Origin of the sequence: Flammeovirga aprica JL-4, assembly GCF_012844305.1 — a bacterium.
Taxonomy (GTDB): Bacteria; Bacteroidota; Bacteroidia; order Cytophagales; family Flammeovirgaceae; genus Flammeovirga; species Flammeovirga aprica.
Genome location: NZ_JABANE010000031.1, coordinates 31,463 through 58,423, shown reverse-complemented (window position 1 = coordinate 58,423; position 26,961 = coordinate 31,463). Strand labels below are relative to the sequence as shown.

General features: G+C 37.2%; 16 protein-coding genes. 9 read left to right on the top strand and 7 right to left on the bottom strand.

The annotated features are described in order from the left end of the window. Positions 1-23 precede the first annotated feature (23 nt). The 5 genes from HHU12_RS13065 (at position 24) to HHU12_RS13045 (ending at position 9,955) form a co-directional block, all read left to right on the top strand. Positions 24-6,296 carry a methyl-accepting chemotaxis protein gene (locus HHU12_RS13065; protein WP_169657190.1) on the top strand — a complete coding sequence of 2,091 codons (6,273 nt, stop codon included), beginning with the start codon at positions 24-26 and terminating at the stop codon, positions 6,294-6,296. Positions 6,297-6,363: 67 nt separating this feature from the next. Beyond that, positions 6,364-6,921 (top strand): chemotaxis protein CheW, encoded by a 558-nt coding sequence (locus tag HHU12_RS13060; protein ID WP_169657189.1) that lies wholly within the window; start codon positions 6,364-6,366, stop codon positions 6,919-6,921. Between the two features lie 20 nt (positions 6,922-6,941). Next, complete coding sequence (locus tag HHU12_RS13055) at positions 6,942-7,301, top strand: response regulator (protein ID WP_044202290.1); 360 nt, start codon at positions 6,942-6,944, stop codon at positions 7,299-7,301. 156 nt (positions 7,302-7,457) lie between these two features. Further along, positions 7,458-9,260 carry a chemotaxis protein CheA gene (locus HHU12_RS13050; RefSeq protein ID WP_169657188.1) on the top strand — a complete coding sequence of 601 codons (1,803 nt, stop codon included), beginning with the start codon at positions 7,458-7,460 and terminating at the stop codon, positions 9,258-9,260. Positions 9,261-9,289: 29 nt separating this feature from the next. Beyond that, positions 9,290-9,955: a hypothetical protein gene (locus HHU12_RS13045; RefSeq protein WP_169657187.1), complete on the top strand. Its 666-nt coding sequence runs from the start codon at positions 9,290-9,292 to the stop codon at positions 9,953-9,955. On the opposite strand, the gene HHU12_RS13040 is transcribed toward HHU12_RS13045, so the two are convergent. The 7 genes from HHU12_RS13040 to HHU12_RS13010 all read right to left on the bottom strand — a co-directional run bounded on the left by HHU12_RS13040 (position 9,952) and on the right by HHU12_RS13010 (position 16,529). Beyond that, complete coding sequence (locus tag HHU12_RS13040; protein ID WP_169657186.1) at positions 9,952-10,452, bottom strand: methylated-DNA--[protein]-cysteine S-methyltransferase; 501 nt, start codon at positions 10,450-10,452, stop codon at positions 9,952-9,954. The genes HHU12_RS13045 and HHU12_RS13040 overlap by 4 nt on opposite strands. A gap of 14 nt (positions 10,453-10,466) precedes the next feature. Next, entirely contained in the window at positions 10,467-12,092 is a 1,626-nt protein-coding gene (gene lnt, locus HHU12_RS13035) for an apolipoprotein N-acyltransferase (protein ID WP_169657185.1), read from the bottom strand. Next, on the bottom strand, positions 12,092-12,814 hold the full coding sequence (gene rsmI / locus HHU12_RS13030; protein WP_169657184.1) for a 16S rRNA (cytidine(1402)-2'-O)-methyltransferase: 723 nt from the start codon (positions 12,812-12,814) through the stop codon (positions 12,092-12,094). Before rsmI ends, lnt begins: the two co-directional genes overlap by 1 nt. 138 nt (positions 12,815-12,952) lie before the next feature. After that, complete coding sequence (locus HHU12_RS13025; protein ID WP_169657183.1) at positions 12,953-13,450, bottom strand: hypothetical protein; 498 nt, start codon at positions 13,448-13,450, stop codon at positions 12,953-12,955. Between the two features lie 143 nt (positions 13,451-13,593). Then, positions 13,594-14,565: an AAA family ATPase gene (locus tag HHU12_RS13020; protein WP_169657182.1), complete on the bottom strand. Its 972-nt coding sequence runs from the start codon at positions 14,563-14,565 to the stop codon at positions 13,594-13,596. A 423-nt stretch (positions 14,566-14,988) separates the two neighbouring features. Continuing rightward, positions 14,989-15,141, bottom strand: coding sequence for a hypothetical protein (locus HHU12_RS13015; RefSeq protein WP_169657181.1), 153 nt, complete (start codon positions 15,139-15,141; stop codon positions 14,989-14,991). Between the two features lie 170 nt (positions 15,142-15,311). Further along, entirely contained in the window at positions 15,312-16,529 is a 1,218-nt protein-coding gene (locus HHU12_RS13010; protein WP_169657180.1) for a hypothetical protein, read from the bottom strand. A gap of 333 nt (positions 16,530-16,862) precedes the next feature. Here HHU12_RS13010 and HHU12_RS13005 point away from each other — a divergent pair, with 333 nt between their 5' ends. The 4 genes from HHU12_RS13005 (at position 16,863) to HHU12_RS12990 (ending at position 26,875) form a co-directional block, all read left to right on the top strand. Then, complete coding sequence (locus HHU12_RS13005) at positions 16,863-18,083, top strand: hypothetical protein (RefSeq protein ID WP_169657179.1); 1,221 nt, start codon at positions 16,863-16,865, stop codon at positions 18,081-18,083. 8 nt (positions 18,084-18,091) lie between these two features. Continuing rightward, positions 18,092-18,643, top strand: a complete 552-nt coding sequence (locus HHU12_RS13000; protein WP_169657178.1) for a condensin complex protein MksE — start codon at positions 18,092-18,094, stop codon at positions 18,641-18,643. Beyond that, positions 18,643-22,362: an ATP-binding protein gene (locus HHU12_RS12995; RefSeq protein ID WP_169657177.1), complete on the top strand. Its 3,720-nt coding sequence runs from the start codon at positions 18,643-18,645 to the stop codon at positions 22,360-22,362. The genes HHU12_RS13000 and HHU12_RS12995 overlap by 1 nt, the downstream gene beginning before the upstream one ends. Positions 22,363-22,681: 319 nt before the next feature. Beyond that, positions 22,682-26,875, top strand: a complete 4,194-nt coding sequence (locus HHU12_RS12990; protein WP_169657176.1) for a ligand-binding sensor domain-containing protein — start codon at positions 22,682-22,684, stop codon at positions 26,873-26,875. The last annotated feature ends 86 nt before the right edge of the window (positions 26,876-26,961 follow it).

Here is a 26,961-nt window from a genome sequence, read left to right as displayed (position 1 = left end):
CCGTTTTCAAAATTAGCTATAATATGGCACTAGGAGATAATATCAAAAAGGATCGTTTGTTAAGCCGTGACGATTCCTCAGCTGGAAATGAAAGACCCAAAAAGATTCAAAATGAAGATTGCAGTGACTTGAAAAAAGAAGTCCTTCAGCTTCGTGAAAAATCCAAAGCTTTAAATAAAACAATTCTGGTAGCTGAGACCGAATTGGACGGAACCATCATTTCTTGCAATGACAGGTTTGCACAGCTTTTGGGTTATAAAGCCAAAGAATTATTCAATGAGCCTTTATCCAAAATCCTTTCTGAAGACACTCCAAAGAACTTTTCTGAAAGTGTACTCAATATCGTAAAGAAAGGAGAAACGTACACAGGTACTACCAAAAACCTCACAAAAGAAGGAGGTACAGCGTGGATGGAAGTGACGATTTCACCTATTTATAATGAGGATAACAAACTCTATAAATACTTGTTGCTTGGGCTGGATGTAACAGATATTGCTACTAAAGAGCAAGAGTTCTCTAATATTAAAAGTGAGTTAGAGTCTACCGTTAACATCTTCCACACTGCAGCGCTTGTATCAGAAACTGACCTTTATGGAACCATTACTTTTGCAAACGAAACTTTCGCAAAGCTTTCTGGATATACACCGGAAGAGTTAGTAGGAAAACCCCACAGTATAGTAAGGCACCCCGCCAATCCTAAGTCATTGTTCAAAGAGCTCTGGGATAAAGTTCAAAACGGACAGATTTTCCAGGGAATTTATAGAAATCAGGCTAGAGATGGAAGCCACTATTGGGTGCAGGCAACAATTGCCCCGGTAATGGGTGCGGATGGAAAACCGATCAAGTACATTGGGGTCCGTTTTAATGTGACGGATCAAATGGACAATGAGAAGGAAAGAGAAGCTGTACAAGAGGTAATTTCTGATTCAAATGGTATTCTAGAAATGGACTTGGATGGTAACATTAAAACGGTAAACCAGAAGTTCCTTGATTTTGTGGGCTATAGAGAAGAGGAGTTGTTGGGCAAAAGCCATGATTTACTGATTCCTCAGGAAAATGACCATATCAGAATTGATAAGAACAGAAAAGATAAACTGTCTCAAGGTCTGGCAGTGAAAGATACCTTCAAAAGAGTAGATGCCAATGGAAATATAAAATGGCTTGAGGGTACCTATAACACTGTGAAAGATTATGATGGTAATGTAGCTAAAGTAATTGCTCACCTTCAAGATGTAACAGCAAGACGATTGGCCAATGCGGATAACAGAGGTAAAGTAGCGGCGATTGACTCCAGCTATATGCGTGTAGAGTTTGACTTGAACCGTTGCATTATTGATTGTAATGAGCTTTTCTCCATTGGTGTAGGCTATTCTAAAGATGAACTTATAGGTTTAGATCATATCAACTTAGTAGATGAAGCTTATGGAAGATCACAGGAGTATAGAAATTTCTGGGATAAACTGAGAAATGGTGAATCGGATAAAAATGTCTATAAAAGAAAAGTAGCAGGCGGAAGAGAAGTTTGGTTGCAAGCTACTTACAACCCGGTGAGAGATCAGGATGGCAACATTTACAAGATCATTAAAATTGCGGAAGATGTAACAGCACGTCGATTGGCCAACTCAGATAATCGAGGTAAAATTTCAGCGATTGATGCAAGTTACATGCGTGTGGAGTTTGACCTGAATCGTTGTATTATTGATTGTAATGACCTTTTCTCTGAAGGTGTAGGTTTCAGCAAAGATGAATTAATGGGGCTGGACCATATCAATTTAGTAGAAGAGTCTTATGGCAAATCTCAAGAATACAAAAACTTCTGGGACAAACTGAGACAAGGTAACTTTGATAAAGATGTTTATAAAAGAAAAGTAGCAGGCGGAAGAGAAGTTTGGTTGCAGGCTACTTATAACCCTGTTAGAGATCTTGAAGGTAATGTTTATAAGATTGTAAAAATTGCTGAGGATGTTACAGAACGACGCTTAAGAAACTCAGAAACTAGAGCCAAAATTGAAGCGATTGGTAATGTACAAGCAGTCGTGGAGTTTGACTTGAACAGGGTGATGCAGGATTGTAACGATCTGTTTGAAGAAACTACAGGTTATTCGAAAGCTGAATTGATGGGTAATCATCATAGAATGCTGGTAGAAGAAAGTTACGGTAATTCGGTAGAATACGAACGTTTCTGGGATAAACTGAAGCAAGGTGTACACGATGAAGGTGTCTATAGAAGAGTGAAGAAAGATGGAAGTATAATGTGGTTGCAAGCTACTTATAATCCAATTTTTGACCTTAATAATAAGGTGTTTAAAGTAGTGAAATATGCTACGGATATCACAGAGCAGATTGAGACACAACGTAGAGCGGAAGCACTTAAAAACGAATTAGAATCAAGAGTAAATGCCTTCAACTCTGCTGCTCTGATGTCAGAGACCGATTTACATGGTAATATTACTTTTATCAATGATGCTTTCGCCGAACTATCAGGTTATACGAAAGACGAATTATTAGGGAAACCGCACAATATTGTACGTCACCCTTCTACTCCTAAGTCAGTCTTCAAAGAATTCTGGGAAACGATCCAAGACGGTAGAATCTTCAAAGTGAAATATCGTAACCTGAAGAAAAACGGTGGTTATTACTGGGTTGATGCTACAATTGCACCGGTATTGGACAATGATGGCAAACCAGTGAAATACATTGCGATCCGATTTGATATTACAGCTCAAATGGACCAACAAGTAGAGAAAGATGGTGTAGATGAAGCATTATCGAAATCTACAGGTGTACTTGAATTGACAATGGACGGTGAAATCATGTCGGCCAATGACACAATCCTTGAGGCCTTAGGGTACAATGAAGGTGAATTATTAGGAAAGAGTCATGATGCACTCTTGACTTCAGACCATGAGACCATTAATAAGAATAAAGAACTTTGGAATAAATTATCACAAGGCCAATTCCATGTAGACTCCTTTAAAAGAAAGAGACAAGATGGAAGTGATGTGTGGCTAGAGGGTTCTTACAACCCAATTCAAGATTATGATGGCAACTATGTGAAAATCGTAGTCTACTTACAGGATATCACCCAACGTCGTTTGAATAACTCAGAAAACAGAGCCAAAATCAAAGCCATTGGTGAGGTGCAAGCTGTTGTGGAGTTTGACATGGATGGTCTTATGATTGAATGTAATGATCTGTTTGTACAAACGACCGGTTATTCTAAAAATGAGCTGATGGGTAAACATCACAGAATGCTGGTAGAAGACAGTCATGCAAGTTCAATTGAATATGAACGCTTCTGGGATAAGCTGAATCAAGGTGTCCATGATGAAGGTGTTTATAGAAGGGTGAGAAAAGATGGTAGTATCATGTGGTTGCAAGCTACTTATAGTCCAATTTTCGACCTGAATAACAAGGCAATGAAAGTAGTAAAATATGCTACTGACATTACTGAACAGATTGAGACACAACGAAGAGCGGAAGCCTTAAAGAACGAATTAGAATCAAGAGTAAACGCCTTCAACTCTGCCGCGCTGATGTCTGAAACAGATTTACATGGTAACATTACTTTTGTCAATGACACCTTCGCTGAACTTTCCGGATATACCAGACAAGAGTTACTAGGCAAACCTCACAATATTGTGCGTCACCCTTCTACTCCTAAGGAAATTTTCAAAGAATTCTGGGACACTATTCAAGCGGGTAGAATCTTCAAAGTGAAGTATCGTAACTTGAAGAAAAACGGCGGTTATTATTGGGTTGATGCTACTATTGCCCCGGTATTGGACAACGATGGGAAACCAGTGAAGTACATTGCGATTCGTTTTGATATCACAGCTCAAATGGATCAGCAAGTAGAGAAAGATGGTTTGGATGAAGCGATCTCGAAATCATCAGGTGTAATGGAGCTTTCTATGGAAGGTGAAATTTCAGCCATGAACGACACGTTGCTTGAAGTGATGGGTTATAATGAGGGTGAAATTATCAACAGTCCGCATGATGTGATTGTAGGTGTTGATCAAGATACAGTGCTGAGAAATAAAGAACTGTGGGCCAAACTGCAGAAAGGGCAGTACGTGGTAGATTCCTTCAAACGTATCACAAAAGATGGAAGAGAGATTTGGCTGGAAGGTTCTTACAACCCGATTCAGGATTACGATGGTAACTATGTGAAGGTTGTAGCTTACTTGAATGACATTACAGCAAGAAGAATTGCCAATGCGGATAACCGTGGTAAGATTGCGGCGATTGATGCAAGTTACATGCGTATGGAATTTGATCTTACAGGTAATGTACTTGACTGCAATGATATCTTCTGTCAGAATACACAATATACCAAAGAGGAAATTGTGGGAGCACACCACAGTAAATTAGTAACAGCAGAATATTCTCAATCCCAAGAGTACAAGACCTTCTGGCAGAAACTAAGTGTAGGCGAGTTTGATAGAGATGTCTACAAACAATTGAATAAAGCAGGAGAGGAGATTTGGCTACAAGCTACTTATAACCCAGTGCAGGATCATGAGGGTAACTATTATAAAGTAGTACAAATTGCAGAGGATGTAACTCAAAGACGATTAGCCAACGCTGAAAACCGAGGTAAAATCAATGCGATTCTGAAAGCGCAAGCTTCTGTGGAATTTGATCTTCAAGGACATATTCTGGATTGTAATGATAACTTCCTGACCACAACAGGTTATAGAAAAGAAGAGATTCTCGGTAAACATCACAGTATTTTCGTAGAACCGGAGTATGCCACAAGTTTTGAGTATAAGAACTTCTGGGAGAAACTGAGAAACGGAGTATTTGACAGTGGTGAATATAAACGTATCAATAAATCAGGACAAGAAATATGGCTGCAGGCCACTTATAACCCGATTGAAGATGCGGAAGGAAATATCTTTAAAGTAGTGAAATACGCTTCAGATGTGACCGAGTTTAAAACAGCCTACAACGCACTGTCTGATTTCTTAGATGAACTGGCCAAGGGTAATTTTGATGCCAAGATTGACCTCGGAAATATCAACCTCGATTCAGATATCGGTAGAATGATCGAAAACAACAGATCACTGAGAGATAACCTGAAAAACTTCATTACGGAGATTAACCGAGTAGTACAAATAGCAGGAGATCAAGGTAAGTTGAGTGAGCGACTTGAAATTGAAAGTGCTCAAGGTGCATGGAAAGAATTAGCCGATGCCTTCAACAACTTGCTTGTATCCATATCACAACCAATTCTAGAATTCCAAGGACTAACCAAATCAATGGCACAAGGTGATTTATCAAAACGATTCACAGGGAAAGCCACTGGTGATATTGGGCAAATGGCTCAAGGTCTAAATGAAGCCTTGGATGGATTACAAAGCTTGCTTCTTGAAATTGAACAGATGTCGAATACGGTGGCAGGGTCTTCGGATCAGATGAAACAGAAGTTCGGTATCATGGATAAATCAACAGACACGGTGGTATCAGCCATTCAAGATATATCATCAGGTATGTTGGAGCAGGTAGCAAGAACGGATGAATCTTCGACACTGGTAGATGAAATCCTTTCCGCAGCGGAAGACACCGGTAATAAGGCACATGTCATTAACCGATCTGCTGAATCTGGTATGGAGTCTTGTCAGAATGGTATGATGATCATCAAGCACTTGGTGGAAAACATGAATGCCATTGAAAACTCCGCCGGATCTACTTCAGAATCGATTGAAATTCTTGCCAAACGATCGGAGGAAATCTCAAGAGCACTGACAGTGATCACAGATATTGCCTCACAAACCAACCTACTCGCCCTTAACGCCGCAATTGAGGCCGCTAGAGCAGGTGAAGCAGGTAGAGGTTTCGCAGTCGTTGCCGAAGAGATTCGTAAACTGGCAGAAGATTCAAGACAGTCTGCAGGTGGTATTGAGAAAGTGATTCAAGACGTTCAGAAGGACGTTGGGTTAGCGACCAAAGCCATCGACAAAATGGAAGAGTCGGTAAAAGTAGGTAATGATGCAACGAAAGACGTATCAGAGGTATTCAAAACCATTTTAGACTCTAGTGAGGAAACCCTGAAACTGTCGAAAGATGTATTGGAAGCAACAGATACACAGAAAGGTTCAATTGACTCAGTTGTACAAAACATTGAGAAGATTGTGGTGGTATCAGAAGATACAGCAGCTGGAACCAAGAACGTGGCAGGTGTTGCCGATGAAATGTCTGGATCAGTGAAAGAGATGGGTGAAACATCGGAAGAACTGAACCAAGTGGCCTCTCAATTGAAAGAGGGAGTTGGTAAGTTTAAATTAAAATAATGGAAAGTAGGGGTGTTGTTTTACAGCATCCCTACCCAAAATAATGATTTCAAAAGACCTCACTATTATGACTGTTGAAGAACCAAACAATGCATCCCGATCAAAAGAAGAGAGAATTGCTGAGGCTATAGATATGGCTAAAGTGACAATTGATGATGAGCAGGAGCAGAAAAGCAATATTATTGTATTCCGATTAGGAGAAGAAGAGTACGGACTTCGGATAGATCAGATAAAAGAAGTTGTGATTACTCCACGGATTACAAAAATACCTCTTACTCCCTCTTATGTGAGAGGAGTGGCAAATATCAGAGGAAATATACTGGCCATTATTGATCTGGAAGATAAGTTTTCGCTTAATAATACAATCAATGAAACGAGTGGCTACACGCTTGTAGTGGAAAGCCACGAATTCAATATGGCTATTTTAGTAAAAGATGTACCCAATACCTTGTCTGTAGCAGATACGGACATCGATTATACACCTGCCGTGGTGACGGAAATGCACGGAGAACAGGACTATATCAATGGTATTATTAAGATAGAAGATCGACTGATTATCTTAATAGACATCTTTAAGATTATCACAAAAGACGACCTTAAAACTGTAATAGGGTCTAAGATTTAAAATTTAATGTGTATTTACCCATGGCTAAAAAAGTATTAATTGTTGATGATTCCTTGTATATGCGTTCCATTATCAAGGACGCATTAGAAGAAGCGGGGTTTGAAGTTATTGGACAAGCATCAAACGGTGAAGAAGCGATAGACTTAGCATTAGACTCAGAACCTGATTTGATAACCCTGGATAATATCCTGCCTGATATGTTGGGGCTTGATATTTTGAAAACCTTAAAAGAAGAAGACCTTACTTCAAAAATCATAATGATCAGTGCTGTTGGACAACAAGCAGTGATTGATGAGGGAATGAATCTGGGATTGGACAGCTATTTAGTGAAGCCTTTTACGCCAGAACAATTGACGGAAGCAATAGGTCAGATTATTTAACCTCAAGTGCCAATTCAAAATTTCTTTACACCATTTTTTGATATATAACGCCTTCGGAAAACGTTGAGTAGTGCTTGCTATTACAACGGGCTGTAATGTCGTACCCAAAAAATGACTCATGAAATTTGACTTCGTACTTATCATGCACTTACACGAATGAAAGAAGAAGAACTTAAACAGATATTTCTCGCCGAAGCTCAGGATAGTTTTGAACAGCTCAATAGATTATTTACACAGCTGGAAAAAAATCATGCTGACAGAGAGGCAACAGAGGCTATTTTTAGAATTATTCATACACTGAAGGGCAATGCAGCCGCAATGGGTTTTGAAGATGTAGCTTCCGTTGGACATCTGTTGGAGGATATTTTCAGTGAAATTCGAAGAGGAAACATTGCCTTGACCTCCATGGTCTTCAATGATCTATTCAAAGCGATCGACAAGCTTGGAGAAATGATTGAAGGAGTGAAGGTCGATAAAAAAGTTCCTTATAAAGGAATGAGGGCGAAACTCAAGGTGATCCTTAGAAACCTGAAAGGAGAGATAGAGTATGAACATACCCAAGGCGGAGGAGAATCATCTGAAAAGAAGGATAAAGAACTAGAAGCATCTCTTCAGGAAAAAAATGAAGAAGAGTTGACAGATAGTCAGAAAGAAACTTTAGCGTCTGAACAGCCCGTTCCTATTGGTGTGCCATTGGCTGATGAATTTTCAGATGATGAGGACAAAAAATCGAAGATTACCTTCTCTGATTTTGTACAGGTACCCGTTGCCAAGCTAGATACTTTATTGAATCTTGTTGGAGAGTTGGCCATTGAAAAAGATAGAATCATTGCTCAAGGGGCTAGTTTTGGAACCACCAATGAGTATACCCGTTTGTATAGAATCACTTCTGATTTACAGTATTCTGTAATGGGTGTAAGACTGGTACAAGTAGGTGCTTTGTTCCATAAATTTCACCGTATTGTTCGTGACGTTGCTACGATTGAGAACAAAAAAGTAAATCTTGATTTACAGGGTACTGAAATTGAAATTGACCGTAATGTACTGCAGATTATCAGTGATTCTATGATTCACTTGGTCCGAAATGCAGTAAGTCACGGTATAGAAGGTCCGGAGGAAAGAAAGAAAAACGGTAAAAAGGAACAAGGTACGATTCAGTTATGTGCCACTTCAGACAAGGAGTATGTGATTATTGAGGTCATTGATGACGGAAATGGCATTGATGCAAATAAGATCAGAAAGAAAGTCATCGAAAAAAGACTGGCAACACCAGAGGCATTGGCCGCGCTTTCAGATGATGATGTAGTGAAGTTTATCTTTGAACCGGGATTCTCTAGTGTAGATAATGTCACTTCAGTGAGTGGCAGAGGTGTAGGGATGGATGTGGTGAAAAAAGCCGTGGATGCAGTTGGTGGGAAAATCAATATCAAAACTGTATTAGGGCAGGGCACAACATTCAGTTTGAGTTTACCTTCATCAATGGCGGTAAAATCAGCTTTACTTTTTATTATCAACAATACAGAGTACGCCATTCCGTTATCATTTACAGAGGCGGTTATTTCTGTAAAGAAGTCTTCTATTCATAAAGTAGGAGGAGGGCTGGTGACCACACACCTTGATGATACCATTACTGTGATGTTTTTGAGAGATATTTTTGACTGTCAAGATATAGACGGATTGCAAGACCCTCAATTACTTCACCGTTCTTTTGATAAGATAGAAGACCCGGAAGCTAAAATTAATATTGTTGTTGTATCTGTTGATAATAAGATGATTGGTTTTGTAGTAGACCGATTATTGCAACAGAAAGAAATAATAGAAAAGCCATTGGGTAAACCTGTGGAAAATGCACGTTTTATCAGTGGTGCTACTATTTTGGGCAACGGTAATGTCTGCCTTGTATTGGATGCCAACGACATCTCAGAATTTTTATTCAAACCAACTTTCGCAACTGTATAATTAACTTAGAATAACAGAAAGAAATCATTATGTTTCAATCCCAGTTTTCGATAGAGAAATCCTATTTAATAAATGATGTAACCAATATTGCATTGGGAAATGTTGCTAACGCTTTATCTACCGTTCTAAAAGATGAAATTTTAGTAAGGAATGTGATGGAAGTAAAAGACCTTTCCAAAGAAAAACTATTACGTCAGGACTATAAAGAAGATGTGTTTGTACTGACTACAGATATTATTGGCGATATGAAAGCGGAGACGATGCTGATTGTTCATGGTGAAGATGAACAAGGCATCATAGAAAAAACTTTGCCGACCACAGAATGGGGAAAGAAGCAAATGAGAGAGGCAATGTTATTGGAATTGGATAATATTCTGATCGCCGCTTTTGTGACAAAGTTTGCCAACCTTTTTAATAATACGATCTATGGTCATGTACCTAGTATTCAGGAAATGTCTTTAGATAATTTTGATAAATTTATTCATGAAAGGGAAGCAGGAATGAATGTTTCCTACGCGTTGAAAGCGGAGTTAGGGGCTTTTAAATCTAGAGTAAATTTAGAATTGATCTGTATGTTTGATGAAACGCTGATTCCTTTTGTAAGAAATTTTGATATGGAAAATGCGTTTGTAGGAGAACAGAGTGAAGATAAGAAAGAAGACAAAAAAGGCTTTTTCAAAAGTATTTTCGGCTAAAAAAGACTCAGCTGTTCTTGGCCATACTTGATATACCCTTCATGCTGTAGCAACCATTTTTTTCTACCTAAACCGCCAGCATAACCTGTCAGTGTACCATCACTGCCTATGATTCTGTGGCAAGGAATTGCCAATGCAATAGGGTTTTGCCCGTTGGCTGCACCCACTGCTCTGATGGCTTTAGGATTACCAATTCTTTCAGAAATATCAAGATAAGTAGCCACAGTACCATACTTCACTTTGCACAGTTCCTTCCAAACCTGCTTTTGAAAAGTAGTACCCGATAGGTCAATCGAAAAATCAAATCCCAGTTTACTATTGCCCTGAAAATAATTATCGATCCATTCGATCGCATCCATGGTATGTGGATTGGTCAAATCATCTAATATTTCCTCGCCTTCATCAAGAAAGCGAATTTTTGAAACTCCTCTAGGAGAAGCTTCTACAACCATAAGGCCTAGAGGAGTTTCAATATAATCTCTAAAAACGGTTTCCATTTTTTATCTAGTGCTTAAATAGGTAAAGCATTTTTTCTACGTGACCATCCTACAAGAAGCATAGTTACAGCAAGTATACTTCCTACTCTTGCAATATAGTCACCATATAATGTATAGAACGTTTCTTCTTTGTTAATTCTTACGTTGCCCAATTCAGCACCCGTCTCACCATACGCAATAGGCTTCAGAATATCCCCTCTTTGGTTGATAAAACAAGAAATTCCTGTGTTGGCAGATCTTGCAATATCTTTACGTGTTTCAATGGCTCTCAATGATGAGAAAGCAAGGTGTTGTGTATGTCCAGGTGTGTCATCCCACCAGCCGTCATTGGTAACGACTGTAAGAAAATCAGCTCCTTTTTTAACATACTCTGTCACATATTCACCATACACGGATTCATAACAAATAATCGGCCCCACATTGATGTCGCCATTGGCAAAAACATCTCTTTCCTCTTGCCTTCCTAATCCGCCAGAACTACCACCGAAGTTAAGAATAATGGCTTTTAGAATTCCTGGAAATGGAATCGTTTCTACACCAATAACCAATTGTGATTTATGATAGAAAGACAAAGGCTCTTTATCTTTTACTCTTACTGCCGTATTGAAAACATCATAGTACCCTATATTTTGAGAGTGCCTTGAGGTAGTTGTCAACGCCGTATCACCATAGATTTTATAAGTATCTGCACCCGATACCAAAGTGGTATTAGGGAATTTTGCCATCATTTTTTTGATGACCAATAAGTCAGGACTTCTATTCGTACGGTCTTCATCAATATTATTACTGATGGAAGTTTCTGGCCAGAATACAAACTTAGTATTAGGCGTGATGGTCTGTTCCGTAAGGTCCATCATACGTTTTACCTGATCCTGAGGAGGAATATAAGTTGTTGTATTTTGAGCTCCCGTTCTGGCATTGTATCTAAACTTTTCAGAATAACAGTCAATGTTGGGTTGAACTACTGCTACTTCAATTTCTTCACCCACTTCTTCATAAGTATAATACATATACAGAGAAGTAGAAATTGGAATCAATAAGTAGAAGAAAATAGAAACAATTTTTCGTCCATTGACCATAAAACTAAAGAAATAGATATTGATCAATGTAATCCAAAGTGTTCCGCCAAAAGTACCCGTATATTCATACCACTGTGCCAAGGAAGGAGTAAAACTCAATACATTGCCGAGGTTTAGCCAAGGCCATGAAAATTCCCAGAACATGTGCACATATTCAAAAGCAATCCACCAGCATACAAAATCAATATGATGGAATTTTCCTTGAGAAATTCTCTTGGTATGGTAAAAAGCTAAGAACGGCAATGCCATTAAAGCCGCATTGGCTCCCCAGGCACCAAAAGTGGCCCATTTAGAGGCGTACCAAAGCCACCAATACCCTACGAAATTGAAAGTAAAAAAGGCAAGGAATGCAAAACCATAAATTCTCCATCCTTTGAAACGCTTGCTGTCAAGAGAAATCACTCTTTCAATTTCCAATAAAGGCACAAACCCAATAAAAACTAAAGGAAGGAATCCATGCCATGAAAGCCCCAAGAAGGTGCCACTAAGCAAAGCTAGAAGCCACGGATACCACTTCTTCTCACTGTTTGTTGTTATAAAGTCGTAGATAAATTTCCTCATTATTGATCTTTGTATTTATACTTATTGCCCTTAGGTTTCTTCTCAATTTTCTTTCCTTCCACCACTGCAACAATCTCGCCTTTTGGAGGATTTTCTGTATAATATTGTGCTAATTCTGAGAGTGTTCCCCTCATAGTCTCTTCATGAAACTTAGATAATTCCCTAGAAACACTCGCTCTTCTTTCACCACCCCAAGCTTCAGCCAATTGCTCTAAAAACTTAACTAAGCGGTGAGGTGATTCATAAAACACCATTGTGCGCTGTTCCTCTTCCAGCTCTTTGATTTTAGTCTGTCTTCCTTTTTTGTGGGGAAGAAAACCTTCAAACGTAAAACGGTCAGCCGGCAAACCAGAGTTGACCAACGCAGGTACAAAAGCCGTCGGTCCAGGAAGCGTTTCCACTTTGATACCAGCTTCTCCACATGCTCTCACTAAAATATAACCCGGATCAGAAATAACAGGTGTTCCCGCATCTGAAACTAAGGCGATTTTCTCTCCTTTCTGAAGGCGCTGAATCAATCCCTCAACAGTCTTATGCTCATTAAAAGCATGATGACTCTGCAAGTTGCTTTTAATGTCAAAATGCTTCAATAATTTACCCGTATTACGAGTGTCTTCTGCAAGAATTGTATCTACTTCATTCAGTATACGCAATGCTCTTGCAGTTATATCTTCAAGGTTCCCGATAGGCGTAGGAACTATATATAATGATGTCTCTTCCATAATTCTTTTTTATCGAAACAAAGATAATAATATGACGTGACCGATCATGTCTTATTGAGGTAAGTTTATAAAAAAAGCTATATCAATATTCATGATATAGCCTCTAAAACTTTTCTTTGATGTCTGTTGAATTAAAAATCACATTGTATATAAGTAAACAAAAACCTTATGATCATCAGTCACAAAGAAAAAACCATTGAGATAGGCACCTTTATAAAAAGGTTGTCCCTGATAGACCTTTGACTTTAATTTCAAATAATTACCATCGCTGTAAAACTGTTCCTGCACTGAAGTAGGGTACCATTTCTTGATAAACTTCTTATTCAGAAATTTTGCTTTACTTAAGTCATCACGATTTTCAAGCGACTGCGTCAGTTTTTGGATTTGAGTAGAATCATAATCCAAGGCACAGTAGAGTTGATAATCTGTAGGTCCAGGAGCAAAACCATCTGCATTTGATTTAGAATTGATCTCCCAGATTGCACTATTGGGAACAACGGGCAGGTTTATTATTTTAGATAAGGTGGAAATATCATTACTAATCTTTTCCTTCTTTTCTTCATTGCATGCAATACAACATAGTGATACAATAAAGATTAAGATAGCATTTACTTTAAGCGTAATAATTTTTTTCATTCAAGATCTCATTTCTCTGAAGTAATAAGTACAATTTTGACTTAGTACTTAGCTTAAATATGTTATTGGTTTTAGAAAATAAAAAAGCCAAAACATGATAAACGCTCAATGTTTTGGCTTTCTTTTTTGAGAAAATACAAAAGTTATTTGCTGATCTTCACTTTATTCAAGATCGCATCAATAACTTGTTTTGCTGTTACTTCATCCGCTTCCGCCTCATAGTTAAGGATGATACGGTGGTTTAATACATCATAAGCAATTTCTTTGATATCTTCTGGAAGAACGTAGTCTCTACCATCGAAGAAAGCGATTGCTTTTGCTGCCCTGTGCAAGTTGATAGAGGCACGAGGAGAAACACCAAACTGAATGTATTGAGCTTCCTCATTTAAACCGTAATCTTTAGGGAAACGTGTAGCAAAAACAAGGTCAATGATATATTGCTCCAAGCTTTCACTTACTTTCACGTCATTAATTGCATCACGGATCGCGAAAATATCTTCTTTAGATAAGATAGAACGAACAGAATCATCAAACGACTGATTCGACATTCTTCTCATCACTTCTAATTCGTCTTCTTTGCGAGGGTAGTTGATGTATACCTTCAACATGAAACGGTCAACCTGTGCTTCAGGAAGAGGGTAAGTACCTTCTTGTTCTACCGGGTTTTGAGTCGCCAATACCAAGAACGGACGGTCTAACTTGAATGTAGTTTCACCAATCGTTACTTGCTTTTCTTGCATGGCTTCCAAAAGTGCGGCTTGTACTTTTGCAGGAGAACGGTTTACCTCATCTGCTAATACTAAGTTAGAGAATACAGGACCTTTCTTCACTTCAAATTTACCTTCTCTCTGATTGTAGATCATTGTACCAATCAAATCAGAAGGTAATAAGTCAGGCGTAAACTGAATACGTTGGAAATCCAAATCCAGTACGTTAGACAAAGTGTTTACTGTAAGGGTCTTTGCCAAACCGGGTACACCTTCTAAAAGTACGTGACCGTTGGTAAAAAGTCCAACTAATAATCTATTAACCATGTAGTCTTGACCTACGACTACTTTTCCTACTTCCGTAATCACTTCATGGATTTTATCATGAAGTACTTTATGATCTGCCATATTATTTGCTTACAAAAACTTTTCTTTGTTTAATACTGACATATCAAGCATAATTGATAAAATGCTCACTATGTTCAGATATGCAATTTACACCTTGAAAAGAATTATTATTGATATTCATTTGCACCTAAACAAAATTTAACTTTTACTAACAGCTTCACTACAAAAATGCCATTTCTAATGTCTGAATTGAGGTTTAGAATCGGTAAAATCAGACAACAAGAAAAGAGGTTATCTTAAAAAAGACAACCTCACTCCATGATCTCAAGCACTGATAGTTTGTTGTTAGTAAATGCTGATGACAGAATTTATGATATCCAAATTTTCAGGCTTGAGCAAATCTTAGTAATAATCGAAAATATTGGTTTTACAGCTAAGTTATTTTGCGTATATACTGTGTGTAATATACTAGCTTAATTGCGTTTACTCTTGTGTGTTCTGCACATCACTCATTTGTTCCGTTTTTACTTCCTTAGTGTCTTTTTGATCATTGCTGTTGTTGGTGAGGTTAGATAACCCCAACAGTGTTACCACAATGATAAGCACGAAGAAAGCATATAATTTATGCGATTTCATTTTTGTCAAATAATTGGTAAGTATTAATTACTACTACCAAATATGCGTATTTAATACACTTTTGTTGATGATGCTTATCAATGAGTGTTAATGATTATTATCAGTAAAAGAAAAAGCCTTCAGCAAGAAGGACTTACAGAAGGCTTTTAGGAAAAGAGATATTGAGTAGATTAATTCATTTTACCAATGCCATCAATGATCCCATCAATATTTTGTTCGATGAATGTATAGGTGCCATCATTGTGTAAATGACCAATCGCAGTTTTGCCATTTTGTTGGGAAGTGCCCCAGAAAATACTTTCTCCTAAAGCATTAGAAGCAATGTCATAAACAGTAAGACCTTCAAATTGCATGATATGTTGTGATGAATAATCAACTGGGTCGATCTTAAGCAACTGAGGATTACCAGTAGTATTGATTCCAGCAATTACAATTTTATCTTTTGACTTTTCAGTCGTTTGGTTATTGATAATATTAAAATCTCTCAGCGATGTAATTAAAATTTCTTCACTCTCATCTGTATTGACAAGTTCATAGATGTCATTACAACCAATACCCATTACTTTGTTTTCAAAAGTCATGATTTTAGATAATCCACAAGAAAGTATAAAACGGTTGTCTCCATAGTTTCTTGAAGTTTGCTGATCAGTATCCACTAATTGTACATTAGTTTCGCTTTCATCATCAGTGGATTTATAGTAGAACAGTTCATTTTCTTTTATACCTGCCCAAAGTACAATATGTCCAACTTTATTAATGGTATCAATTTTCTTTGACGTACTAGCTGTTTGAAGATGTATCTCTGTAAAATTATCTACATTGGCAGCGTAAAGAATATTGCCTTTAGGGTCAGCAGCGAAACCTGTGATTGCACCATCGTGAGCAGTAGAAATAGGCACTTCAACTATTGAACTTTCACCTGTAACAATACTGTACAATTTACTATCATTGCCAAGGTAAATTAACCCTGCACTAGTAGGGATAAATTGTTCACAAAAGAAAAATTTTCCTGAGATAGGAGGAGCAGACTGCATAGGAGTTGTGTTGCCATTTCTATTGTCTAAAATATAGTTTTCAACACCTTGAAACCCTAGGTAGAGTAGGTCATTATTGATTTGATGAAGATCAGTAGGTAACCACTGAGGAATAAAGGTTTCATCAAAATTATTGGTATAAGTCACCGTGTCGATTTCATTCTCATTGGTTACTTTATACATTCTTTTTCTGTTTTCAGTATCCACCACATTAGGACCAATGAAGATACTTGAAGCATAGCTTAGGTCAATGTTTTTGATGTGTTCTTGAGGGGGAAGTTGATCGTTTTCTTTGTTACATCCAACAGTGAAAAGAATCACCGCGATGATCATAGACAGTTTTGTTGTTTTCATTTCTGATTGTGGTATTAATAAATTTATTAGGTATTTTTATTCGTTTGCAAATCAATTGTTTTTATGAGGTGTACGCTACCTCATTTTTAGTAAATTGGCAGTATAAAAATGAACTATTAAACGGATGAATTCACTAGACGTTTTTGTTTGTTATCATCCTTTTAATTCATTTAACCATAGGTAGGTTGATTTAAATAATTTTTATAAATACTTTATCAATCTTTAGGGCGTGAGAAAAAAGTTGTGAATTACTTGCATAAATTCTCCCGTCTTTATTAATTATAAGGTTCTAGTTGATGAAGTTCATTCATCATTATTCAAAACCAACGATAAGTGGCAGATATACAGACAGCTGATGAATTAATACGAGAACTTTACAGGCATCGGAAAGTGATCAATCATCTCTTTAAAAAGAAGAGTGCTTCTTTTGATGAACTCACGGAGATAGCTGATGGTAAGGAAAAGGAAATCTTGCAGGCCAATGCAAGAGGAATCATCTCTTTGCAGGAAGGTGAACCGGCACGTTTAGACGAACGTCTACTCAATTTTGTAGAGGATTTTCTGGAGATCAATGAGGATATCAGAAATTTTGAGATTGATGAGAGTATCAGAATCTTGAAAAAGACGATTTACCTTTATGAAATTGATGAGGATAGTAAGGAGAGAGAGCGTTATTTAAATAGAGTAAAGCGAAACCTGAACAGTATTGGGAGGGTAATTCGTAAGAATGCAGCCACGCTTAGTGCTTTAGTAAAACAAGAATATAAAACGGCATCTTCAATTGAACTTAAAAAAGTGAAAATTGAAGACCACAACGAACAAGCTGAAAAGCTTTTACAATTGATTCAAAACGCTGAGGAATTGCTGGAAAACCCATTCTTCAGAGTCGTTCAAGACGAAGGACTTCGTACCATCGTCAACGAATTAAGAGGAAATCACTTGACCATGGCACGTCATAACTTGATTGCTTTACGTCAGGAAATTGTTCGCTTTATTAATCAGATTGCAGAGCTTGATCGTCAACATAAAAAGATTTTACAACTCAAGAAATACAGAGATTTGTATGAGTTGGAAGTGCGTACCAATGTGGAGGAAGTCTTCACGCATGAAAGTGCTTTGTTCTTCGATACGCAACTACGTTTTCAAACTATGTTAGACTTGGATTACCTAAGAGGTGATGAAGGGTTAGACATTATTGAAAGAGTAGCGATTCGTCGTCAGCACAAAATGAGGATGCAATTGCAGGCGGAGTTGGATATCGATGGGGATTTATTAGATCCTCAACAGCAGAAAATGTTGCATATCGATTTCAGTAAACTGAAAAGAGCATTCTTCTTGCAGGATAAAGACTTATTCCACTTTGTGAAAGAATATGATTATGGATACGAAATGACAGAAGATCAATTGATCAAAATTTACTGTCAGGTGGCATTGATTTTTGAAGATGAAATGGATTTTGGATTACCGAAAAACCCATTTGATGATGCCAAACAAATCGAACTGAATGGAAAACAGTTTGCTTTTATTCGTCCAAAATCAACAGAAAAGAAATAACAAACAGCATGAATCTAGATCATAATAGTACCCGTCGAGTATTTGAGATGCTCAGTCGAGGACAATTTTTGAGTGCTAATACCATAAGACCGGAATTCAGAAAATTATACGATGAAGTAGAAGAATACTTTTCTGCATTCGAAAGCGTCTATGCCCCGCTAGGGTTTCACCTAAAGAAAGGAAATAATTACTTCTATTTTTCTCGCGAAGGTGGTCGTCAGACCATTGAAGAGAAAATCGAACGTTTCTATAAATACATTGATCGATTAGCATTTTTTGCAACTTTCGCTCCTGGATTTGGAGAAGGAATGCGTTTTTATGTCAAAGATATTGTGCATAAATGCAATGTTGAAACGGACTTGAATGATCAACTTCAACGTTTTGGTTCTGACAAATCGATCTCTACACATGATAAAGTAAGAGACCTTGTAGACGAAATGAAAAGACAGGGTTTTATGGAGTGTGAGGATGATGAAAACGAAGGTTATATCGTTTTATCATCTTACAACTACCTGAAAGATATTGTTGATTTAATAGACATTGATCCAACTCACGAATAATGAATACAAGACAATCACCTAAAAGATATTTAAATAAACTCGTCTTGATTAAAAGTGCGGGTTTTGATTATGCTGAAGTGGATCTTGGAGGAAATGTTCACTTTGTGGGATCCAATGGTTTTGGTAAGACAACAGCATTAAGAGCCGTTTTATTCTTTTATCACGCCACTTCTGAAAAAAGAGAGTTGGGGATCAAAGAACAGCAAATGTCCTTTTCTGAATATTATTTTCAAGACCTCAATGCCCGTCTGATTTATGAAATTCAGACACCAAGAGGAAAGCATTTACTGACGGTATATAAATCTGGAGGTCGTTTGAGATTCCGATTTATAGACGCTTCTTACAACAAAGATTTATTTATCAAAGACCGAAAAGCATGTACGCATGATGAGGTCATTGAGAACTTAGAAAAAGCAGAAATTCCTTTCTCTGACGAGATTAGAAGATTTGCGGATCTAAGAAAAGTGATCTATGGTGTAAGTAAATACAATACACAATTCAGCCTATTAAAACCGTCTGCAGGTGTAAAAAGCCATCACGTAGAAGGTATTCCGAAGGCGATTACCAACATCTTTAGAAGTTCTGGCTTAAAGTCGGATTACATCAAAAGAGCGATTGGTGAAGCGGCCTCTGCAGATTATGAAATGCAACCTATTTCTTTGGAGACGATTGCTAATTTCATTCATGAGTTTGATGATCAGTTAACCGATTTTGAAGACTTCGAAAGAAATAAAGGTAATGCCGAGGAAATCGTTTCATTAGAAGCTGAAATCACCCAACAGCAAGATTACCAACAACGTCTTGCCAAGCAGATTGGTGGTGGAGTTGCTTTAGCAGAAAAACACTTAGCCGACAGTGAAAAACTCTTAGCAGAAATGCAGAAAGAGGAAAATGAAATGAAGGCGAAGTACGAGAAAGCAGAGACCAACTATCAAGAGAAAACAGCTGAAGTCAATCAAGAATTAGGGGAGATTAAAGCGACCTTGAAGGAGATTGAGAGAAGAGAGAAGGAATATGAATCCATCAATATCGGTGGGGAAACATTCTCAATTGAGCAAGTAGTTGATTTGGTGGCAGAAGAACCACGTTTGAAAGATCAGTTGATTTATCAACAGGAGATCAAACAGATGTTGGTTGCGAAGACGGCGGAGGTTGAACGCTTGATTTCTGATCAAAAAGCGTCACTAGAGCAAAAGTTTACTTCAAGAAAAGGGGAGTTTAATGAGCAAAAACAATTACTCAAAGAACAATTACATCTTCAGAAAGAAAAACTTCAAAGCGAAAAGCAGGAGAAGTTAGAGGAAGTAAGAACTAAGTTCTTTACGCAGGAAGGAGAATACAGAACAGAATTAGATCAGCTAAAAGAAGCGAAAACGAGAGCGGATGTTGCTTTGGAAATGGAGCAAGACAAAGATTTCGCAAAGAACCTTTTAGTAGAAAACAATACCCTAAGATTTAAACTTTCATCTTCTATCAAAGAAAATAAACACACTTTGGTAGAGACGGAAAACACAATCAAAAACACCAAAGAACGTAAGCGATTAGAAGAGCAGATTATCCGTAATGAAGCGAGAAATCAGCAAATCGAATTGGAGCGTCAGGTGAAGATTGCTTCTGATGAGGTGGAAGAATGGAAAGTCCGTCAAGAGAATTATGAAGGTACATTTCGTGAATTCTTAGATCAAAATAAATCAGATTGGGCAGAAAATATCGGTAAGGTCTGTGATGAAGAATTGCTTTCTAGAAAAGATTTGGAACCATCTTTATTAGAAGGTGAATCTTTCTATGGAGTGAAATTGGACATCGCTTCACTGACTTCAAAAGTGACGGCTACCGATCATATTTCATCAACTTATGAAGCTAAAAAAGAAGCATTGGCGAAAGCTGAAGGTGACTTAGCGGAATTGGATGAGGTGATTGATAAGAAAGTTGAAAAGCTATTAGGGAGCTATAGCAAGAAATTAACGAAGCTGGAACAAACGCTTTCAGACCTTTCTTCAGAAATTGTCAATCAGGAAAAAGAACTAAAAGAAGCAAGAGAGCAGGAAGCATCAATCATCGAAAAAGGTAATACGCTGAAAGAAGAAGCCTTGGTTGATTTGAGAAGAAAGCTGAGAATTGCTCAAGAATCTTGTGATACCTTAGAAGGAAAACTAGCGGACTTAAAAGATGACCGTTGGGCTCAAGAACGTGAGATTTCTGATATTTTCAACTCTAAAATCAATGCTTTAAAAGAAGAGATTGATGGAAAGCTAGCGAAGTTAGAGAAAGAATGGTCGGCCTATCAAGGCGATCATGATAAACGTATTACTGCACTTGAAGAAGAGCGTAAAGGTTTATTGGAGGAAAAAGGTATTGATACCGATAAGTTAGCAGAGGTTGAGGAAGAAATTACAATTCTGAATCACAAACTGAAGCAGGTTGAAGAAGCTCAAATTGTAAAAAGAGGGTACGAAAAAGATAAAACGTACTATTTGGACAAAGCGGAGGAGACAAGAAGTAGAAAGAAATTCCAAGACAGAGAGCTAGAAAAACTGAAGGAAGAATACGATAAGGCAGTTGAGGAATACGAAGAACAACTCAACTACCTGGACGATAAAAGAGATGCTTACCGCAGAACGAAAGATCATTCCAATCATCTTTTAAAACAATTCAAAGCGGCAAGAGAAGAAGACGAACAAGCGTATGAACGTCTTCAAAAATATTTTGATGAAGGTGTAGAAAACCTTAATGAAGCAGAAATCAACGACAGCGATTTATCTTTCTTATTGACAGAACTAAGAAAATCATTAAAAGAAAAAGCACGTTTGGTGTCTACCTTCAAATCAAAAGGACAAATCTTTACAGGTGTCTTCAGAAGAGACAATCACTTGAAGATTCCTGCACTTTTTGCTCAATCGACTTTACAAGAGTTTATTTACTTGGCGAAGAAAGTCCTTCCGAGTTTATTGGATGGAGAGCGATTGTCGCACATGAGGGATCAATTAGAGAAACAGCATAGAGAAATCATCAGTGCCGTAGCTCGTCAGGTGAAAGACCTTTCGGATACTTCAGACTTGATCAAGAAGATTGTCAAGGACATCAATAACGGATTTGCGAAAAGTAACTTCGTGGGAGTAGTGAAGTCCATCGAATTGGAGTACAATGAGAACAACACGCCATTGTTGACCACTTTAAAGAAAATCTACAAGCTCAATGAGAACGTTTCTTTCTCAGATCAAGGCGATATTTTTAAGGTCAATGTCAATAATTCAGCGAAAGATTCTCGTTATTCAGTTCAGTTGTTGAAAGACCTTCGTAGAGTAATTAAAGAAAATGCTCAGAAACAGATTACATTGGAAGATACTTTCATGTTGCGCTTTAGAGTGATCGAAAATAATAACGATACAGGTTGGGTAGAGAAGTTGTCTAATGTAGGTTCGGAAGGTACGGACGTGTTGGTGAAATCGATGATTTACATTACGCTGTTAACTGTATTCCAAGAGAACGCTTACAAAGAACAAGAGGATTACTTTGTACACTGTGTGATTGATGAAGTTGGTAAATTATCAGATCGTTACTTAAGAGATTTGATCCACTATACCAACTCCAAAAATATCCGCTTGATCTTCGGTTCACCAAACGAAAATGATCCATCGATTTACGATCACGTATTGAAACTGGAGAGAAATTCTAAGACAAATAAAGCAAGTGTTGTGAAGCTTGTGAGTGAGATATAGAGAAAAGCCTCTTGCTGATACAGTGAGAGGCTTTTTTGTACATGAATGAGGGGAGAATAATAAGTATAGAAGTAATCGTAGATACGTTTTGTCTTCTTTTATAAATACTTACTACTCATGCTGTATACAGTTCAATTCACGATTTAAAGGGAGAGGAAATTTTGAAATAAGGGGGGTATAATTTCGAATCTGAAGAAAAAAAACTTATTCGCCCCTATAAGGAGGATTAAAACCATAACTTTTTACTACACTATTAAATTATACGCACTTTGTTCAACAAACACTAACAAAGATTTTTTAAATACTCTTATTAAAGGAAATGAAATTAACTAGAATAAAATTATTAGCTCTTGTAACTATTATTCTAACTACACTTGGTTTTTCTTCTTACAAAAAAGTAGATGTAGGTAAAGACTCACTCGCCTTTTTTACTTCATCAAACCTCGTCAAGATAGGCTATAGAGTTTTTATCCCAGTGGAATATCACAGCTCAAAAAAGCAATTTATCAACATTGCTGTGAAGGATAAAGATAACAACACTATAGGTTACGGAAGGCAAGACGCACAATTAGGAAAGAATATTACGTTCGTGCCTGTTCAGGTAAAAAATAACCTGAAAGAAAATAAAGGGTATTACATTGAATGCTTTTATACTGAGCCGAATAAGAAATGGGCTCAAAATAAATTAGTCCGCAAGTATGTTATTGCGAAGAAAAAAATTCCTTTCCACTTAAGGCAAAGTAATCTTTTCGATCAAAAAAAATGGGATCATTTAGAAGGCGATGTTATTACAAAGACAGAAGAGAGTTCTTTTTATTTGAAAATGAAAGGAAAAGCATCTGTCTCTAAGAAAGTACCGATTTTACCCCACAAATATTATCAAGTTACTTTTAATGCCACTAATCATAATACGGCATCAAAAGCTCTTGTTTCTTTAAGAGGTGCTCAACTTGATAATTTACATATAGAGATCGATCAATCGGAAGACCAGCAATATGCTCTTGTTTTTAAATCAACAAACAATGAGGTCAAAGAAATTGATGTTGTTGCCTTTACAGAAGAGGGCGGATCGATTGAAATCAATAATATGGCGGTAACTCCCGTTGCAGATCAGTGGGTAAAAAGAATAGGATTTTATCAGCAACAACCTTCCATCAGTTCATTGAAGTTTTTTGAACAGATAACAACCAACAATGGCCTTTCTCAAAACTCTATTCCTACAATTTTTCAGGATCACCAAGGTTTTATGTGGTTTGGCACTTATGATGGACTCAACAAATATGATGGTTATAGTTTTAAGGTTTATAAAAAAGACAATCAAGGCTCTTCCAAATCATCGATCAGCAGTAATCTGATTTATGCGATTGATGAAGATATAGACGGCAACCTTTGGGTGGGGACATCAGGAGGTGGACTTAATATGTTCAATAAGGCATTACAAGAGTTTGTGGTGTATAAGAACGACCCTGAAGATCCAAATAGTATCACAAGTGATCATATCACAGATTTACTGATTGATTCGAAAAATAGATTATGGGTCACTCACTCTAAGGGTATAGATTTATTGGATTTAAATCTTCCAATAGAAAAAAGAAGTTTTAAGTCCATTAATCTTCATGCAAGTGATAAATATCCAAAGAAAGTGTCATGCGTTTATGAGTCAAAAGCTGGAGAATTATGGTTTGGCGGTAGTGCTGCAGCCTTGTATCGCTTAAAAAGCGAGCTGAATGGAGACTTTGTCTTCGAAACTTATAAGACAACAGGATTGGTCAGTGATATAGTGGAAGATAAAAACGGAAGACTTTTGCTGGGAACTAACGCGGGTCTTAATTATGAGTTTAAAGATAAAGAAACAGGTAAATCCTACTTTTCTGTACTTGCTTATGGAGGTGTCAATGATTTAGAATTTACCAATGACAAAGAAGTACTGTGGATAGCAACTCGCGAAGGGTTGGTGGAGATGGATTATGATGAAAAAGGAAATTTAAAGTTTAAAGCAAAATATAAGGAGAACATTTACAATGAACATAGCCTAAATAATAGTGATATTTTTAAGCTATATAAAGACAAGCAAGGAACGTTGTGGATTGGTACAGTAGAAGGTGGTGTTAATAAATTGGATGTTTACCGCAAACCATTCTTCCACATCAAAAAAGTAGGAACGAAAGGCAGTTTACTCGCCAATGCTACACGTGGTTTACTGGGAGATAGTAAAGGCGGTCTTTGGGCAGGAACAGGAACGAAAGGATTAAATTATTTACCTCCGAATCAAAACTATGATCAATTCCAGCATTTTGAAGAAATCAATAAGGTTTATGCCATCATTGAAGCGGAGTGTATTGGGAAGAAAAAGATCTTGATTGGTTCACGTGGAGGATTATTTGTGACTGACCTTAATGCTGATAAAAATATTCCATTGGCTGAAAGAGTACATAAAGTGGAATATGATTTTTCATCGATTATGACACTCTTTCAAGACAGCAGAGGTTTAGTTTGGGTGGGAAGCTACGGCAAAGGTTTGTTCAGGATGAATGATAATTTAGATCTTACAGCTGTTGTACAATTGCCCACTACACAACAAGAAGGACAGTTGAATAGTGAAATCATAAGAAGTATTCAAGAGGACAGCTTTGGTAATATTTGGGTAGGTACAGCGAGTGGTTTGAATAAAATTCCAGTAGATCAAATTTATGAAGACAATCCTCAAGTTGTGGTCTACGAAAATGATATAAATAATAAAAACAGTATCAGTCAGGATTATATCCTAGACTTATTGCCTACAAAAAATGGAGACCTTTGGGTGGGTACAATGGGTGGAGGCTTGAATAAATTTATAGCGAAAGAAAATAAATTTGTCAGGTTTACAGACGCCAATGGATTACCAAATAATACAATTAAAGGTCTTTTGAGTGATGACAAAAATCACATCTGGATTTCCACCAACAATGGTTTATCCAAAATACATGAAGAGACATTTGAAATAACGAATTACGACCGTAGTGATGGATTGCAAGGCAATGAATTCCAAGACCTCTCTAAATCGAAAACCAAGGACGGTTTCATGCTATTTGGCGGAGTGAATGGTATCACTATGTTTGAACCGGATAAAATCAAAGAAAACACTTTTGTTCCGTCTGTTGTTTTTACCAATTTTAAACTCTTCAATAAAATTGTACATGTTGGAGATTCTGTGAAAGGAGAAGTGATTCTAGAGAAAAATATATCTCTAACCAATTCTTTGGTACTTGATCATGATGAGAAAAACTTCTCACTTGAATTTGCCGCTTTACATTATGCCTCTCCACTTAGAAATAAGTACTCCTATAAATTAATGGGCTTTGACAAGGATTGGTTTGAAGTAACAGCTGAAAATAGATGGGTAAATTACACCAACCTTGACGCTGGAGAATATACGTTTATGGTGCAAGGATCAAACAATGACGGTAAATTCAACCCTGTCATCACGGAAATGAAGATTAAGATCTTACCTCCATGGTGGGAAACGACGTGGTTTAGACTTATGTCTGCTATTATCTTGATCATATTGGCTATAGCTTTCTATCAATACAAAGTTTATTCCTATAAAAAGAGTAAGAAATTATTGCAGACATTGGTCAAAGAACGTACGGTTGACCTTCAAAGTGCTCATGATGAAATCATGTCGAATAATGCCAAATTGGAAGAACAGCATGAAGAATTAGAAATGCAGAGGGAGTCTTTACTGAAAAAGAATGATCTGATTACAGAGACCAATAATAAGCTGATAGATAGTATTCGTTATGCGAAAACTATTCAAAAAGCCATACTTCCATCAGAACGTGATTTAAGAAAAGCTTTCAAAAATATCTTCAGCTTATACCTTCCGAAAGATCTGGTCTCTGGTGATTTTGTTTGGTTGCATCAAGAAAAAGCACACACTTATTTTGTGGTGGCAGATTGTACAGGGCATGGCGTACCTGGAGGATTTATGTCAATGATTGGCTCATCGATTTTGAATAACTTGATCAGAGAGCAAAAAATGGAGGATGTGAGCAGTATTCTTGATAAACTGCATGATAAAATCTACAATGCTTTCCGTGATGATGACACCTTCAAGGATGCAGGAATGGACTTGATTATTTGTAAATTCATGCCTCAAGGTGGATTGACCATTTTGGAATTTGCAGGAGCCAAAACACCTTTATACCATTATGATAATTTCCAAAAAGAAATCACTGTCTATCCTACAACCAAAAAGTCAATTGGATCTTCAAGAAAAGCAGATGTAAAGTTTGAAAAACATATGTTGACCATACTTCCTGAAGATAGTATTTATTTAGCTTCTGATGGATTTGTAGATCAAAATAGAACAGACCGTAAGAAGTTTGGTAAAGTGAGATTCTTAGAAATGCTCAATAGTAATTCTGCATTGGACTTTAATACACAGTTTGAAAATATTCAAAGAGAACTTGAGTTCTTTAAGCAAAATGAAGAACAACGAGATGATATTACTTTAGTCGGTATTGGATTCTAATCCTCTTTTCTAATAATATAAATAAGCATTTACGTAGCAGGCTACGTTTCTACTCTCCGTAGACGCGTAGCCTGCTACGTTTTTTT